General features: G+C 71.3%; 9 protein-coding genes, 1 tRNA gene, 1 rRNA gene and 1 riboswitch. Of the genes, 7 read left to right on the top strand and 4 right to left on the bottom strand.

What is annotated here, in order from left to right; all coding sequences use genetic code 11:
* The 3 genes from rrf to ACP56T_RS04475 form a co-directional block, all read left to right on the top strand.
* Positions 1-92: ribosomal RNA gene (gene rrf, locus ACP56T_RS04465) — 5S ribosomal RNA — on the top strand; the annotation flags it as partial.
* Positions 93-237: 145 nt separating this feature from the next.
* Positions 238-314: transfer RNA gene (locus tag ACP56T_RS04470), tRNA-Met, on the top strand.
* Between the two features lie 175 nt (positions 315-489).
* Positions 490-933, top strand: a complete 444-nt coding sequence (locus ACP56T_RS04475; RefSeq protein ID WP_430910921.1) for a CopD family protein — start codon at positions 490-492, stop codon at positions 931-933.
* Positions 934-1,044: 111 nt separating this feature from the next.
* Here ACP56T_RS04475 and gcvP read toward each other — a convergent pair whose 3' ends face one another.
* Genes gcvP through gcvT form a run of 3 tightly spaced genes read right to left on the bottom strand, consistent with a single transcriptional unit; the run spans position 1,045 to position 5,474 of the window.
* Positions 1,045-3,900, bottom strand: a complete 2,856-nt coding sequence (gene gcvP / locus ACP56T_RS04480) for an aminomethyl-transferring glycine dehydrogenase (protein WP_430910922.1) — start codon at positions 3,898-3,900, stop codon at positions 1,045-1,047.
* Between the two features lie 18 nt (positions 3,901-3,918).
* On the bottom strand, positions 3,919-4,281 hold the full coding sequence (gene gcvH, locus ACP56T_RS04485) for a glycine cleavage system protein GcvH (RefSeq protein ID WP_430910923.1): 363 nt from the start codon (positions 4,279-4,281) through the stop codon (positions 3,919-3,921).
* 23 nt (positions 4,282-4,304) lie between these two features.
* Complete coding sequence (gene gcvT / locus ACP56T_RS04490) at positions 4,305-5,474, bottom strand: glycine cleavage system aminomethyltransferase GcvT (RefSeq protein ID WP_472853153.1); 1,170 nt, start codon at positions 5,472-5,474, stop codon at positions 4,305-4,307.
* A gap of 165 nt (positions 5,475-5,639) precedes the next feature.
* Positions 5,640-5,744: riboswitch (glycine riboswitch) on the bottom strand.
* A gap of 340 nt (positions 5,745-6,084) precedes the next feature.
* Here gcvT and ACP56T_RS04495 point away from each other — a divergent pair.
* From ACP56T_RS04495 to ACP56T_RS04510, 4 genes are all read left to right on the top strand, one after another.
* On the top strand, positions 6,085-7,398 hold the full coding sequence (locus ACP56T_RS04495; protein ID WP_430910924.1) for a diguanylate cyclase domain-containing protein: 1,314 nt from the start codon (positions 6,085-6,087) through the stop codon (positions 7,396-7,398).
* Positions 7,399-7,559: 161 nt separating this feature from the next.
* Positions 7,560-8,258 carry a winged helix-turn-helix domain-containing protein gene (locus tag ACP56T_RS04500; protein ID WP_430910925.1) on the top strand — a complete coding sequence of 233 codons (699 nt, stop codon included), beginning with the start codon at positions 7,560-7,562 and terminating at the stop codon, positions 8,256-8,258.
* A complete protein-coding gene (locus ACP56T_RS04505; protein ID WP_430910926.1) occupies positions 8,255-9,682 on the top strand; it encodes a sensor histidine kinase in 1,428 nt (475 codons plus the stop codon). Before ACP56T_RS04500 ends, ACP56T_RS04505 begins: the two co-directional genes overlap by 4 nt.
* Complete coding sequence (locus ACP56T_RS04510) at positions 9,679-12,579, top strand: bifunctional [glutamine synthetase] adenylyltransferase/[glutamine synthetase]-adenylyl-L-tyrosine phosphorylase (protein ID WP_430910927.1); 2,901 nt, start codon at positions 9,679-9,681, stop codon at positions 12,577-12,579. Before ACP56T_RS04505 ends, ACP56T_RS04510 begins: the two co-directional genes overlap by 4 nt.
* Here the strand turns inward: ACP56T_RS04510 and ACP56T_RS04515 are convergent.
* Positions 12,576-14,954 carry a PAS domain-containing sensor histidine kinase gene (locus tag ACP56T_RS04515; RefSeq protein WP_430910928.1) on the bottom strand — a complete coding sequence of 793 codons (2,379 nt, stop codon included), beginning with the start codon at positions 14,952-14,954 and terminating at the stop codon, positions 12,576-12,578. The two genes, ACP56T_RS04510 and ACP56T_RS04515, sit on opposite strands and share 4 nt — an antisense overlap.
* Positions 14,955-15,133: the final 179 nt, after the last annotated feature.

Below are 15,133 nucleotides of genomic sequence, written 5' to 3' on the forward strand. Positions count from 1 at the left end.
AGAACCCGATCCCATCTCGAACTCGGCCGTTAAACACACCAGCGCCCATGGTACTGTGTCTCAAGACACGGGAGAGTCGGTCGCCGCCAGACCCGCACAACGCAAATCCAAAAACACACTCCCTCTCACACGACACCGATCGGACCGGATGCCAAAGCCGGACGCCCGCACTGGACAAAACACCGTCCAAGCGCAGCATGTCCCGCAAAGGCAACAAAACCCGGACCAAACCCTTGCCGCGGGGTGGAGCAGCCCGGTAGCTCGTCAGGCTCATAACCTGAAGGTCACAGGTTCAAATCCTGTCCCCGCAACCAAAATTACCGAATAAGAAAAGCCGGTCAGGAAAACCCTGGCCGGCTTTTCTCATGTCCGCCCCGCAGCCGGAACGCCTTGCCCCAGCGATAGACGCGCGCGTAAGCCTCGGTCGGATTGAACCTGTCGGGTGCCGCTGCTCCTCGGCCGGCGGGGCGATATGAGGACCACGGATCGATGGTTGGCTGGTTGGGCGATGCGTACCCTTGGGTGAAGGCCGCGCATGTCGTGGTGGTCATCTTCTGGATGGCCGGCCTGTTCGCGCTGCCGCGTTACCTCGCCTATCAATCCGCCACTGCACCGGGCTCTGGCGAGGAGCGCCTTTGGTCGGAGCGGACGGCGCGCCTGAAGCGCGTGATCCTCGCGCCTTCCCTCGTCCTGTCCTGGCTGTTCGGGCTCGCCTTGGCGCTGAGCTACGGGTTCGCCGGAGCCGAATGGCTGCATGCCAAGCTCGCCGTGGTCGTGGCCTTGTCCGGCTATCACGGCTGGGCCTCGGCCACGGCGCGCCGCATGAGCCGGGGAGAGCGCCCCTATGCGGACCGCACCCTGCGGTTGCTCAACGAGGTCCCGGCCCTGGCGATCATCGCGATCGTCGTCCTGGTGGTCGTGAAGCCGTTCTGAGGAGGGCGGCCACCGCCCTCCCGCCGCCACGTCCGAGATGCCGGAAGCCTTCAGCGCAGTCTCCGAACGGGGACGGGTGCGACTCCGTCCCCGTTCGAAGCACGCCATCCGCTATTCCGCCGCCACCGGCGGCGCGACATAGGCGTCCGGCGGCGGACAGGAGCACATCAAGTTGCGGTCGCCATAGGCGTTGTCCACGCGGTTGACCGGCGGCCAGTACTTGTCGATGCCGAGCGATCCCGCGGGGAAGCAGGCGGCCTCGCGGCTATAGGGCCGCTCCCAGGGGCCGATCAGGTCGTGCACCGTGTGGGGCGCGCGCTTGAGCGGGTTGTCCTGCTTGTCGATCCGCCCCTCCTCGATCGCCCGGATCTCCTCGCGGATGCCGAGCATGGCGTCGCAGAAGCGGTCGATCTCGGCCTTGGTCTCGCTCTCCGTCGGCTCGATCATCAGCGTCCCGGCGACGGGCCAGCTCATGGTGGGCGGGTGGAAGCCCGAATCGATCAGGCGCTTGGCCACGTCCTCGACGGTGACACCGGCGCTCTTCTGCAAGGGCCGCAGGTCGACGATGCATTCATGCGCGACGCGCCCGTTCCTGCCGTTGAACAGGATCGGATAGGCGCCCTTCAGCCGCGCGGCGATGTAGTTCGCGTTAAGGATCGCGATCCGCGTCGCCTGGGTGAGGCCGCGCCCGCCCATCATCAGGCAATAGCTCCACGAGATCGGCAGGATCGACGCCGAGCCGTAGGGCGCGGCCGAGACCGCTCCCTCGCCGCCCGTCTCCGGGTGGCCGGGCAGGAACGGGACGAGATGGCTCTTGACCCCGATCGGCCCCATGCCCGGCCCGCCTCCGCCATGCGGGATGCAGAAGGTCTTGTGCAGGTTGAGGTGGCTCACATCGGCGCCGACATCGCCCGGACGCGCCAGGCCGACGAGGGCGTTCAGGTTCGCCCCGTCGAGATAGACCTGGCCGCCATGGCCGTGGACGATGTCGCAGATCTCGCGAACATGCTCCTCGAACACGCCATGCGTCGAGGGGTAGGTGATCATGCAGGCCGCCAGACGCTCGGCGTGCCGCTCCGCCTTCGCGCGGAAATCGTCGAGATCGATATCCCCGTCCGGTCGGGCCCCGACGACGACGATCGTCATGCCCGCCATCTGCGCGGAGGCCGGGTTGGTCCCGTGGGCGGAGGAGGGGATCAGGCAGACGTCGCGATGATGGTCGCCGCGCGAGCGATGGTAGCGGCGGATCGCCATCAGCCCGGCATATTCGCCCTGCGCCCCGGAATTCGGCTGCATGGAGATCGCGTCGTAGCCGGTGATCGCGCAGAGCTTCGCCGACAGGTCCGCGATCAGCTCCCGATAGCCCTCCGCCTGATCGGGCGGCACGAACGGGTGCATCTCGGAGAATTCCGGCCAGGAGATCGGCAGCATCTCGGCCGTGGCGTTGAGCTTCATCGTGCAGGAGCCGAGCGGGATCATCGCCCGGTCGAGGGCGAGGTCCCGGTCCGCGAGGCGGCGCATGTAGCGCGTCATCTCGGTCTCGGCCCGGTTCATGTGGAAGATCGGATGGGTTAGGTATTCCGAGGTCCGCAGGAGCGGCTCGGGAAGCCTCGGCTCGGGCCAGGTGTCGAGGTCGACGGAGCGCTCGATCCCGAAGGCGCGCCAGACCGCCTCCATGACGTGCTCGCGCGTGCGCTCGTCCACCGTGATGCCGATGCGGTCCTCGCCGACCTTGCGGAGATTGACGCCGTTCTCGACGGCGCGGGCCAGGATGAGCTTCTGGAAGGCGCCGACCTTCACCGTGATCGTGTCGAAGAAGGTTTTTGGCGCGACCTCGAAGCCGCCTGCCTCGAACCCTTCCGCCAGACGCACGGCGTCGCGATGGACGCGGGCCGCGATCGCCTTGAGCCCCTGGGGGCCGTGGAACACCGCGTACATCGAGGCGATGACCGCCAGCAGCACCTGGCTGGTGCAGATGTTGGAGGTCGCCTTCTCGCGGCGGATATGCTGCTCGCGCGTCTGCAACGCGAGCCTGTAGGCGCGCTGGCCCTTGGCATCGACGGACACGCCGACGATCCGGCCGGGGAGCGTGCGCTTATGCGCGTCCCGCGTCGCCATGTAGGCGGCATGGGGGCCCCCGTAGCCCATGGGCACGCCGAAGCGCTGCGTCGAGCCCACCGCGATGTCGGCCCCCATCTCGCCGGGGGATTTCAGGAGCGTCAGGGCGAGGGGGTCGGCGGCGACGACGGCGACGGCGCCCGTCTCGTGCAGCGACGCGATCGGTGCCGAAAAGTCGTGGATCGCGCCCTCGACCCCCGGATACTGGAAGAGCGCGCCGAACACGCGGGTCGGATCCATCTCCGAGAACGGATCGCCGACGACGATCTCCCAGCCGAACGGCTCGGCGCGGGTCCTCAGCACCGCGATGGTCTGCGGCAGGCAGTTCCGGTCGACGAAGAAGGCGCTCGCCTGCGATGCCGAGACGCGGCGGGCCATCGCCATGCCTTCGGCGGCGGCGGTCGCCTCGTCGAGGAGCGAGGCGTTGGCGACGGCGAGCCCGGTCAGGTCGCAGACCATGGTCTGGTAATTGAGCAGGGCCTCGAGCCGGCCCTGGCTGATCTCCGGCTGGTAGGGGGAGTAGGCGGTGTACCAGGCCGGGTTCTCGAAGATGTTGCGCTGGATCGCCGGCGGCATCGTGGTGCCGTGGTAGCCCTGACCGATCAGCGAGACGAGCAGCCGGTTCTTGTTCGCGACCGCCCGCAGGCGCTCCAGCGAGCGCCGCTCGGAGAGGGACGCGCCGAAGTCGATCCGCTCCGTCTGGCGGATGCCGGGCGGCAGGGTCTCGTCGATCAGCGCATGCAGGCTCTCCGCCCCCACCGCCGCGACCATGGCATCGATCTCGGCCTTGGTCGGGCCGATATGGCGGCGGTTGGCGAAATCGTAGGGATCGTATTTGTCGAGGCTCATCGGCTTACCTCCGCGCCGTCATTTCGCGATCTGCGCGTAGGCGGCCTCGTCCATCAGCGCGTCGAGCGCGGACGGATCGGAGAGCCGGACCTTGTAGAGCCAGCCCTCGCCCTGCGGATCGGCGCCGACCGAGGCCGGCTCGGCGACGGCCGCCTCGTTCGTCTCGATCACCTCGCCATCGACGGGGGCGTAGACGTCGGAGGCGGCCTTGACGGATTCGACCACCGCCGCCGCCTCGCCCTTCTTCAGCCTCGCGCCGACCTTCGGCAGCTCGATGAAGACGAGGTCGCCCAGTTGCTCGGCGGCATGGGCGGTGATGCCGACCGTGGCGACCTCGCCGTCGAGACGCAGCCACTCGTGGTCTTCGGTGAAACGCAGCATGGGAGGAGTCCTTTTCTCAGAGCTCAGCTTCGCTTGAAGCCGGCCGGGACGAAGGGAAGCTTGGCGACGACGACGGGCAGCCGCCGGCCGCGAACCTCGGCGAAGAGCCGCGTTCCGGGGGCGCTCGCGGCGGCCGGGACATAGCCCATGGCGACGGGAGCGTCGGCGGTGGGGCCGAAGCCGCCGGAGGTGACGCGCCCGACCGGGGCGGCGTCCTCCTCCGACAGGAAGAGTTCGGCCCCGGCGCGCACCGGCGCCCGGCCTTCCGAGGCGAGCCCGACGCGGCGGCGCGAGGGCCCTTCCGCGAGTTCGCGCAGGATGCGCTCGGTGCCGGGGAAGCCGCCGGGTCGCGCGCCGCCCGTCCGGCGGGAGGCGGGAATCGCCCAGCCGAGGGCGGCCTCGGCCGGCGTGGTCGTCCCGTCGATGTCGGAGCCGTGCAGGCACAGGCCCGCCTCCAGCCGCAGCGAATCGCGGGCGCCGAGCCCGGCCGGCACCGCGCCGGCATCGACCAGCGCCTCGCAGACGCGCTCGACCTCACCCTCCGAGACGGAGATCTCGAAGCCGTCCTCGCCGGTATAGCCGGAGCGCGAGACGAGGCAGCGCTCGCCGCCGACATCGATCTCGCGCGCGTCCATGAAGCGCATCGACGCGGCTTCCGGCGCGAGCCGCCCGAGCGCCGCTTCGGCGCCGGGGCCCTGCACCGCGATCAGCGCGCGATGGAGGGGCCGGATCTCCACGCTCTCGGGAAGGGAGCGCCGCAGATGCGCCTCGTCGGCCGCCTTGTTGGCGGCGTTGACCACGAGCACGAGCCGGTCGGCCAGACGCGCGACCATCAGGTCGTCGAGGATCCCGCCATCGGCGTTCGTGAAGAGCGCATAGCGCTGCCGGCCCGGAGCGAGACCCACGATGTCCGCCGGAACCAGCGTTTCGAGCGCCCTTGCAGCGTCGGCCACGTCGCCGGAGCGCGGGACGAGGGCGATCTGGCCCATATGCGACACGTCGAAGAGCCCGGCGCCGGTACGGGTCGCCAGATGCTCCTTCAGGACCCCGAGGGGGTAGTTCACCGGCATGTCGTAGCCGGCGAAGGCGCACATCCTGGCGCCCCGCCTCAGATGGAAGGCGTGGAGCGGCGTGCGCTCGAGGGCGTCGGCCGCGCAGGCCGGCGTTTCGTCGGAGGTGGGATGGGTAGTCACTGGGCGCTCCAAGACGGCGGTATCCGCCCCGGTCGCGCCTGTGACGCGGCCCGAGGCCAACACCCCCATCTGTCGCGGTTACCTGAGAGCTTCCCCCACGGGCCCGAGACCCTTGAGGTTTCTCCTTCGGTGGGCGCGCTCGCTCACGCGCCTCTCTCCAGATTGTCCAACGATGCGGTGATTGTGCCTGAGAGTTTCCGGGGGCGGTTGCTCCGTCGGCGCCATACCGTTCCTGCAAGAAGAGCGGCTGGGCTCTCCCGCATCGCGTTTAGCGGACGAGGGGATGATGGCTTACGGCGAGGCTTGAGGCAAGTGCGGCCGACCGATCCGATGCATGGTTCATCCCCGCGCATGGGGGGCACGCGCTTTCCGCAAGCCTTGTCGGACCACGCGTTTCACGAGACCGAAGAGCCATCGGCGATCCGCCTGCATTCTGGATAGTGCCGGTGGATCAAGATCGGCCGCGCTATGAAATCTTAAAGCGCGGCTGCTATAGCTTGGCTTTCGTCGCCAAAACGATTCCGAGGCGGTCAGACCCGATCCCATGAGCGATGGCAGCCGGATTCGGAACGCGGCTCCCGCGCCGCAGCCGTCCCCTGCGGACCCCGGCGTGACCGCGTCCGACGCCGAGCTCGACCTGTTCCTCATCCGCGTCCGCATGCTCCTGGGTGTCCGGGCCGCCGTCATCGGGGTCGCGGGCGCCTCCGTCGAGGCGGCGGGGCCGTGCCTCGACGGGGAGGACCCCGCCTCGCTTCGCATCTGCGCCGCGATTCCCCTCGCGCTGCGGCCGGACGAACCGCTCGGCATCCTGATCCTCGCCGACGACGCCACGCGGCGGCTGACGGAGGCGGCGATGCGCCGGCTGGCCGATCTCGCGGGCGAGGCCGCCCTGCTCCTCGCCCGCCGCCGCGACGCGGCGGCCATCGCCGATCTGCGGCGGCAGGCCGACCGGCAGGGCCGGCTGATCGCCGAGCAGGCCGCCGCCCTCGCCCATAGCCGCAAGGTGTTCGAGCGGGCCTCCGCCGCCGCGCGGATCGGCGTCTGGGAATGCTCCCTGCCCGACGAGACCCTGAGCTGGACGGACGGCGTCTACGACATCTTCGAGCTGCCGCGCGGGGCGCCGATCGAGCGCGGCCGCGCGCTTGCCTGCTACCCCGAAGCCTCCCGCGCCCTCCTCGAACGGACCCGCAGCCGGGCCATCGCCGAGCGCGGTGGCTTCACCCTCGACGCGGAGATCGTCACCTTCGAGGGGCGGCACCGCTGGATCCGCCTGACGGCGACGGTGGAATGCGAGGACGGGGTTCCGGTCCGCATCTTCGGCATGAAGCAGGACATCACCGAGGAGAAGACCCTCGCGGACCGCACCCGCTACCTCGCCGAGTTCGACGTGATGACCGGCCTCGCCAACCGCACGCAGTTCCAGAGCCGTCTCGGCGCCCTCGCCGGGCAGGGCGGGACGGGGGCCCTGCTGCTCGTCGATCTCGACGGCTTCAAGCAGATCAACGACACCTATGGCCACGCCATCGGCGACGAGTGCCTGTGCGAGGCGGCGCTGCGCCTCCGAGGCGTCTGCGCGGAGGCCGACCTGATCGCGCGCATCGGCGGCGACGAGTTCGCCGTGCTGCTCGGGCCCGGTCTCGCGCCGGGGGCGGCCGAAGCGCTCGCGGGCCGCATCGTCGAGGCGCTCGGGCAGCCGGTGGAGGGCGCGGGAGGGCTTTTTCGCCTCGGCGGCTCTGTGGGCATCGCCTGGTCCGGCGCCGCGACGGCGTCCGACCTGTTCGTCCAGGCCGACGCGGCGCTCTATGCCGCCAAGGCCGCCGGCCGCAGGACCTTCCGGGTCTTCGGGCCGTCGCCGGCGGCCTCGCTGGAGCCGGACGCGTCGGCGAGATTACCGAACCGTCACGCCGCCGCGACCCCGCCGTAAGAGGGGACCGCCGAGGATCGCGGCTCGGGAGCCCTCCCCGGACGGCCGGGGAGTGAGCGGACTCCGACCGCCGGGATCGTCTCATGGCTCTCCTCGACAGCGCCGATTCTTTGCGCCAAGGCGGATCACGGACACAGGACCGGGTTCCGCCGAGCGACTCCATGCGCCTGCTCATCATCGAGGACGACCGGGAGGCGGCCGCCTATCTCGCCAAGGCCTTCCGCGAGGCGGGCCATGCCGCCGACACCGCGCTGGACGGGCTCGACGGCTACGCGATGGCCGAGGGCGGCGACTACGACGTGCTCGTGGTCGACCGGATGCTGCCGAAGCTCGACGGGCTCTCCCTGATCCGGTCGTTGCGCGAGCAGGGGCTGGCGACGCCGGTGCTGATCCTCTCCGCGCTCGGGCAGGTGGACGACCGCGTGAAGGGCCTGCGCGCGGGCGGCGACGACTATCTCCCCAAGCCCTACGCCTTCTCCGAGCTTCTCGCCCGCGCCGAGGTGCTGGCCCGGCGCCGCGCCGTCGCGCCGGGGACCGCCGAGGCCACCGCCTACCGGGTCGGCGAGCTGGAGCTCGACCGGCTCTCGCACCGCGTCAGCCGCGCGGGGCAGGAGATCCTGCTCCAGCCGCGCGAGTTCCGCCTGCTCGAATACCTGATGCGGCATGCCGGTCAGGTCGTCACCCGCACGATGCTGCTGGAGCATGTCTGGGACTACCATTTCGACCCGCAGACCAACGTCATCGACGTGCATGTCTCGCGGCTGCGCGCGAAGGTCGACAAGGGCTTCGAGCGCCCGCTGATCCACACGATCCGGGGAGCCGGCTACATGGTGCGGGCCGACGAGGCGCGCGGCGCGTGACGGCGCCGGCGATCGCACAAGGACGCGCGAGAGAGGGGCTCTTCGCCCGCTTCCAGAAGCTGTTCCGCACCACGGCGTTCAAGCTCTCGCTCGCCTATCTCGTGGTGTTCGCGGCCTTCGCCTTCTTCGCGCTCGGCTACGTCGCCTGGAACGCGCGGCGGGTGCTCGACGACCAGATCGTCTCGACCATCGACGCCGAGATCAACGGGCTCTCCGAGCAGTACAATGCCGGGGGACTTCGCCGGCTCATCACCGTGGTGGAGCGGCGCTCGCGCGAGCCCGGCGCCTCGCTCTACCTGGTGACGACGCCGCAGGGGCAGCACGTCGCCGGCAATGTCGGCGAGGTGCCGGAGGGGCTGCTGTCCTCGCCGGGCCTCGTGGAGGCGTCCTACAATCGCGGCGCCGAGGCGACCGGGCTGGAGCACCGCGCCATCATGCGCATCTTCACCCTGCCCGGCGGATTCCGGCTCCTCGTCGGCCGCGACGTCGAGGAGCGCGACCGGCTGCGCGCCGTGATCGGGCGGGCCTTCGGCTCGTCGCTGGCGCTGGTGGTGGTGCTCGGCGTGCTCGGCGGGTTCTTCGTGGCGCGCCGCGTCCTGAAGCGCGTCGACGACATGACCGAGACCACCCGCACCATCATGGCGGGGGATCTCGACGGGCGCCTCACGCTCGCCGGCAACGGCGACGAGCTCGACCGGCTCGCCGGCAACCTCAACGCCATGCTGGAGCGCATCGGCGAGCTGATGCGCGGCATGCGCGAGGTCTCGGACAACATCGCCCACGATCTCAAGACTCCGCTCACCCGCCTGCGCAACCGCGCCGACGAGGCGCTGCGCACCGCCGAGACGCCGGAGGCGTTGCGCGCCGCCCTCGACAGCGTGATCGAGGAGAGCGACGGGCTGATCCGCGTCTTCAACGCGCTGCTCACCATCGCGCGGCTGGAGGCCGGCGCCTCCGCCGGACCGCTGGCGCCCGTGGATGCCGGCCGGGCGGCGGCCGAGGTCGGCGAGCTCTACGAGGCGCTCGCCGAGGAGCGCGGCCTGACCCTCGACGTCGCCGCCGGGGAGGGGCTCGTGGTGCGGGGAAGCCGCGAGCTGATCGGGCAGGCGCTTGCCAATCTCCTCGACAACGCCATCAAATACGGGGCCGAGGGCGGCCGCGTCGCCCTCGAAGCGAAAAGGGAGGGCGACAGGATCGTGCTGAGCGTCGCCGATCACGGGCCGGGCATCCCGGAAGGGGAGCGCGAGCGGGTGCTGAGCCGCTTCGTGCGGCTGGAGGACGCCCGTTCCCGGCCGGGCTTCGGCCTGGGCCTTAGCCTCGTGGCCGCCGTGGCGCGCCTCCATCAGGCGAGCCTGACGCTCCTCGACAACGGGCCGGGCCTGCGCGTCGTCCTGTCGCTGCCCGCCGCCGGGGAGGGGGCATGAGCGGTGCCCTGATCGACCGCCTGAGCGCGGCGCCCGTCCTCTCCGACGCGGAGACGGCGCGCGCGCGGCTCGCCGAGCTGCCGGCCTCGCTCCGCAGGAACAAGCGGGCTGCGCCGCTGCTCCTCGGGCTCGCCGACCATTCCCCCTTCCTCTGGCAGATCGTTTCGCGCGAGCCCGAGCTGGCGGCTCGACTGCTCGACACCTCGCCCGAGGAGTCGAACGCGGCGCTCGTGACCGATCAGGCCGCCGCCGGACGCCCCGCTTCGGGCGAGGCCGTCGACCTCGACGGCATAGGCGCGCGCCTGCGCCGGAACCGCGCCGCGCACGCGCTCCTCGTGGCGCTCGCCGATATCGGCGGCGTCTGGCCGCTGGAGACGGTGACGCGGGCGCTCTCCGACTTCGCCGACGCCTCGGTTTCGGCGGCGCTCGACGCGCATCTCGCGCAGGCCGCCGCCGCCGGGCGGTTCCTGCCCGTCGATGCCGCCGAGCCGCAGCGAGACTCCGGGCTCGTGGTGCTCGGCCTCGGCAAGCTCGGCGCGCACGAACTCAACTATTCGAGCGACATCGACATCATCGTCTTCTTCGATTCGCAGAGCCCCCGGCTCAAGGAGGGGCTGGAGCCGACGCCGTTCTTCAGCCGGCTGGCGCAGGGCGTCGCGCGCCTGCTCCAGGACCGCACGGGGGACGGCTACGTCCACCGGGTCGACTACCGGCTGCGTCCCGATCCCGGCTCGACCCCGACGGCGATGTCGCTGAACTCCGCTTATGTCTATTACGAGACGCTGGGCCAGAACTGGGAGCGCGCCGCCTTCATCAAGGCGCGCGCCATCGCCGGCGACATCCCGGCGGGCGAGCGCTTTCTGAAGGAGCTGACGCCCTTCGTCTGGCGCAAGTATTTCGACTTCGCCTCCATCGCCGACGTGCACGCGATGAAGCGCCAGATCCACGCCGTGCGCGGGCACGACACGCTGGCGGTGGCCGGCCACGACATCAAGCTCGGGCGCGGCGGCATCCGCGAGGTCGAGTTCTTCGTGCAGACGCAGCAACTCGTCTTCGGCGGCCGCCGCCCGGCCCTGCGCGGACGCCGCACCGTCGAGATGCTGGGGAGCCTCACCGAGGAGGGCTGGATCGGCGCCGAGGCCCGCGACGCGCTCAGCCACGCCTACCGCTTCCTGCGCACGATCGAGCACCGGCTCCAGATGTTGCGCGACGAGCAGACCCAGCGCCTGCCCGCCGATCCCGCCGAGCTGGAGCGCTTCGCCCGTTTCTCCGGCTTTCCCGACCTGCCGGCCTTCGAGGCCGACTTGCTGACACACGCGCGGGCGGTCCAGACCCATTACGCGCTGTTGTTCGAGGCCGAGCCGGACCTCTCCTCGGGCATGGGCGATCTCGTGTTCAGCGGCTCGGGCGACGATCCGGCGACGTTGGCGACCCTGCGGGCGCTCGGCTTCCGCCAGCCCGAGCAGGCGGTGGAGACGGTGCGCGGCTGGCATTTCGGCCGCCGCCCGGCGGTGCGCAGCCCGCGCGCCCGCGAGGTGCTGACGGAACTCGTACCGGCCCTGATGCAGGCGCTCGGCGGCACGCCCGATCCCGACGCGGCGCTCGCCGCCCTCGACCGCGCCTTCGGCCGGATGCCGGCCTCCGTCGAGCTTCTCACCATCCTGCGCTCGCATGAGCGCCTGCGCGCGCTCTTCGCCGACTTGCTCGGCAGCGCGCCCCGGCTCGCCGACACCGTGGCCTTCAGCCCGCATGTCCTCGACGCGGTGATCGATCCGGCCTTCGTCGATCCGACCACCGATGCGCAGACGCTCGCCGCGCAGTATCGCGGCCTCGTCGGCGCGCCGGCCGCGATGGAGGAGTTCCTCGACCGCAGCCGCGACGCGGCGCGCCAGATGCGCTTCGTCACGGGCGCCCGGCTACTCTCGGGCATCCTGGCGCCGGAGGGGGCGGGGCGGGCCTTCTCGGCCATCGCGGACGCGGCCGTCGCCGCCTCCCTGGAGGCGGTCTCGCGGGCCTTCGCGGCGGAGCACGGCGCGGTGCCGGGGGGCCGCGTCGTGGTGCTCGGCTTCGGCCGGCTCGGCTCGCGCCAGCTCACGGCGGAATCGGATCTCGACCTCGCGGTGCTCTACGATTTCGATCCGCAGAACCGCAGCAGCGCCGGGCCGAAGCCTCTCGACGCCGCCGTCGCCTATAACCGCCTGACCCAGCGCCTCGTCGCCGCGCTCACCGCGCCGACCCGGCGCGGCGGGCTCTACGAGGTGGACCTGCGCCTGCGTCCCGGCGGCGGCCAGGGCATGATCGCGACGCAGGCGCGCAGCCTCGGCGCCTATCTCGACGACGAGGCCGAACTCTGGGAGCACATGGCGCTGAGCCGCGCCCGCGTGATCTGCGGCGACGAGAGCCTCGCGGCGGAGACGGAGGCGATCGTCCGCGCGGCCCTGCTGGCCCCGCGCGATCCGGCGGAGGTGCGGCGCGGCGTGCGCGAGATGCGCGCCCTGGTGGAAGCGGAGAAGGGCGACGGCGGCCCGCTCGATCTCAAGCTCGCGCCGGGCGGCCTGCTCGACATCGATTTCCTCGCCCAGGCCCTGCTGCTGGCGCACGGTGCCCGCCATCCCGACCTGCTCGGTCTCGACCCCGCCGGCGCGATCGAGCGGGCGGCCGGGCACGGCCTGCTCCCGCACGCCGATGCCGGCACGCTCTCGGCGGCCTACCGGCGCTTCGACGACGTTCACCACTGGCAGCGGCTGATGGTGGAGGGCGATCCGTCTTCCGCGTCGCCGGTGGCGACGACCCGGCTCGCGCTGGCCTCCGGCCTGCCCGACGCGAGGACGCTGATCGCCGGGCTCGATGCCGAGCGCGCCGAGGTGCGGGCCTTGTTCGAGACGCTGCTGGGTTAGGGTGAGGTCCGCGCCTCGATCTCCGGGCGGGGGAGGCTGGCGCCGGCCGCGACCCTGATCTCGGCGACGGTCTGCCGGGAGGCTTCCGCCGCCAGGGCCTCGACCCGCTCGCGGGTGGCGGCGGGCAGGCGCACCAAGGCGATGGTGCCGACGCCCTCCTGCGAGCGCAGGCGCAGGGCCCCCCCGTGAAGCTCCGCCGTCGAGCGGGCGATGGCGAGGCCGAGGCCCGAGCCCTTGTGGCTGCGGGTGAGGTTGTTCTCCACCTGCGTGAAGGGCAGGCCGAGGCCCGGCAGGGCGCTCGCCGGTATGCCGATGCCGGTATCCTCCACGAAGAGGTGGATATTGTCGCCCGCCGAGCGCGCCCGGACCGTGATGCGGCCGCCGGAGGGCGTGAACTTCACGGCGTTGTCGGCGAGGTTGACGAGGATCTGCTGGAGGGCGCGCTCGTCGGCGAGCAGCGTCAGGCCGGGCCGCAGGTCGATCAGCAGGTCGACATGCTTCTGGCGGGCGGCGCGCTGGACGAGCTTGAGCGCCGATTTCACGCCGGTCTCGACCGGGATCGGGCGGCGGTCCAGCCGGACCTTGCGCGCCTCGATGCGCGACATGTGCAGGATGTCGTCGATGACCGAGAGCAGGTAGTGGCCGCTCTCGCGGATGTCGCCGCAATATTCCGAGTAGCGGGAGGAGCCGAGCGCGCCGTAGACCTCGCTCTGCATCAGCTCCGCGAAGCCGATGATGGCGTTGAGCGGCGTGCGCAGCTCGTGGCTCATGTTGGCGAGGAACTCCGACTTCGCCTGGTTGGCGCCCTCGGCGGCGGCCTTCTGGTCGAGATAGCGCTCGGCGAGGTCGGCGAGCTGGTGGGTTTGCAGCACGAGCGTCTTGCGGGAGGCGCGCAGCTCGTTGACGCTCTGGATCAGCTCGCGCTCGGAGGCGACGAGCTGGTCCTGCTGGCGCTTCAGGTTGGTGATGTCGGTGCCCACCGAGACGTAGCCGCCGTCCTTGGTGCGCCGCTCGCTGATCTGGAGCCAGCGGCCGTCCGCCAGCTCGGCCTCGAAGGTGCGGGAGGTGGCCCCGGCGGGCTCGCGGTCGGGCAATTCGCGCCGGATCTGCGGCAGAACGCCCCGGCCCATGATCTCGGCATAGCGCCGGCCGGCTTGCGCGTCCTCGGGGCTCAGCGCGTGGAGATGGCGGAACTTCGAGTTGCACAGCACCAGCCGGTTGCCGGTATCCCACAGCACGAACGCCTCGGAGATCGCCTCGATGGCGTCGCGCAGCCGCATGTCGGCGGTGGCGGTGGTCTCCATCAGGGCGCGCTGCTCGGTGATGTCGACGGCGAGCCCGACGAGATGGCGGCAGCCGTCGGCCTTGTCGGGCACGATCTCGGCGCGGGTGCGCAGCCAGACATAGGCCCCATGGGCGTTGCGCACGCGGAAGGCGTGGTCGACGGTGGTCTGGCTGGCGGCGAGGCTGCGGGCGAGGGTGTAGAGGTCGCCGTCCTCCGGGTGGACCATGGCGTTGACGGTGCCGAAATCCATGAAGGCCCCGGCCCGGCCGTAGCCGAGCAGCCCGTACATGGAATCGGACCAGTAGATCTTGCCGGTGGCGATGTTCCAGTCCCAGAGGCCGCAGCCGCCGCGCTCCAGCGCCGTGTCGAGGCGCTTCTCGATCCGCTCGCGCAGGCGGTCGGCGGCCTGCGCCCGCCGGCTCTGGAGGGCATAGGCGGCGCCGATGCCGACCACCACGATGCCGGTGGCGACGAGCATCAGGATCTGCTGGAGCATGTGCTCGCTCCAGCGCGCGGTGAGCGGCTCCACCGTCTGCACCACGGCGATGCGGCGCTCGTCGCCGGGCAGGCGGTGCATGGCGCCGAGCGCCTCGCGCCCGTCGGGCAGCACGAGCCGCACCACGCCGGCGCGCTCGCCGAAGGTGCTCAGGGTCTCGGCGTCGCCGATGGCCTGGCTCAGGGTCGCGGGGGAGCCCGGCAGCGCGGGATGGGCGGCGACGATCCTGTCGCCCGGCGAGACCAGCAGCAGGTGGCGCCCCGCCGGGGCCGCATCGCGCGGCATCAGGGCGCCGAGGCGGTCCGAATCCGATTCCCCGCCCTCCGGCGAGAGCTGGAGCGCGCCCGCCGCGAGCCGCGTGAACGCCCCCATCTCCTCCGTGGCCGCGCGCAGGATGTCCTCGCGCTGGAGCCGCAGGTGGAGGAGGCTGAAGCCGACGAGGCCCACGAGGAAGATCAGCAGGGCGCCCGGCACCGCGCCGCGCAGCCAGACCTCCGCCCGGTCGGACAGGCTCCTGTCCGCCTGCACCGAGCGGCGCAGCGTCAGCAGCGAATCCGCACGCGCGGAGAAGGAAGCGGAATCCGCCTCCGGCATGGCCTTACCTCGTGTTGGACGGTGAGCGCTTCGCGGCGGGAACGAACTGCGCCTCGAATCACGTATCCATCATCCCCGATCCGGCGAAGTTGTCCACGGGTTTCTCAGGGCGGTCCTTGACTCCGCGCGGCGCGATCCGACTCGAATCCTGGCCCTGCCGAGTCGCGATTGCCTCGCCC

This window comes from Methylobacterium endophyticum (assembly GCF_050591105.1).
Lineage (GTDB): Bacteria > Pseudomonadota > Alphaproteobacteria > Rhizobiales > Beijerinckiaceae > Methylobacterium.

Excerpts from the sequence above, each read along its gene's own strand:
- ACP56T_RS04475 (WP_430910921.1), top strand. The coding sequence starts at position 490 with ATGGTTGGCTGGTTGGGCGATGCGTACCCTTGGGTGAAGGCCGCGCAT.
- gcvP (WP_430910922.1), bottom strand. The coding sequence starts at position 3,900 with ATGAGCCTCGACAAATACGATCCCTACGATTTCGCCAACCGCCGCCAT.
- gcvH (WP_430910923.1), bottom strand. The coding sequence starts at position 4,281 with ATGCTGCGTTTCACCGAAGACCACGAGTGGCTGCGTCTCGACGGCGAG.
- ACP56T_RS04500 (WP_430910925.1), top strand. The coding sequence starts at position 7,560 with ATGCGCCTGCTCATCATCGAGGACGACCGGGAGGCGGCCGCCTATCTC.
- ACP56T_RS04510 (WP_430910927.1), top strand. The coding sequence starts at position 9,679 with ATGAGCGGTGCCCTGATCGACCGCCTGAGCGCGGCGCCCGTCCTCTCC.
- ACP56T_RS04515 (WP_430910928.1), bottom strand. The coding sequence starts at position 14,954 with ATGCCGGAGGCGGATTCCGCTTCCTTCTCCGCGCGTGCGGATTCGCTG.